At 64.6% G+C, this 714-nt stretch carries 1 protein-coding gene; it reads right to left on the reverse strand.

What is annotated here, in order from left to right:
• On the reverse strand, positions 1-714 hold a 714-nt coding region (locus HV826_RS36430), incomplete at both ends, for a condensation domain-containing protein (RefSeq protein ID WP_255208628.1).

Consider the following 714-nt stretch of genomic DNA (forward strand, 5'->3'; position numbering starts at 1 on the left):
CCAGCACGCCCATTGACCACCCGTCCGACACGATGTGGTGCATCACCAGCACCAGCACGTGCGCTTCCTCCCCCTCTCTCAGCAGCGTCGCCCTCAGCAGCGGGCCCACCTCCAGGTTGAACGGGCGCTGAACCTCCACTTCGATCCAGCTCCGGACCGCGGATTCGCGCTCCGTTTCCAACTCGCTGAAGTCGAGCTGATGGAAAGGCCGCAGCGGCTCCGTTGCGATGACCTGTACGGGTTCACCACCACTGACACGGAACGTCGTGCGCAATGACTCGTGCCGCCGTACGAGTTCACCGAAGCTGGCCTCCAACGCGGTCGATTGCAGACGCCCAATCAGCTTCACCACCGAGGGGACGTTGTAGAACGGGCTGCCTGGCTCCAACTGGTCGAGGAACCACAACCGCTGCTGCGCGAATGACAACGGCAGCGCATCGCTCCGAGACGCGCGCGTCAGGGGTGGTGCTCGGACCGCGGCCTCTGCCGTACCGCGTGAAGCGTCGATCCGTTCAGCCAGCTTCCCCACGGTGGAGGACTCGAAGATGTCTCGTAGCGGGAGCTCTACCTGGAGTTCCTCCCTCACTCGCGACACCAACTGCGTGGCCAGCAGCGAGTGGCCGCCCAGCTCGAAGAAGTCTCCGTCGAGCCCGACGCGCTCGACATTGAGCACCTCGGTGAAGATGGACGCCAGCTTCTGTTCGGTCGCGGTCC

It is taken from the genome of Myxococcus sp. AM010 (genome assembly GCF_013372585.1).
GTDB lineage: Bacteria > Myxococcota > Myxococcia > Myxococcales > Myxococcaceae > Myxococcus > Myxococcus vastator.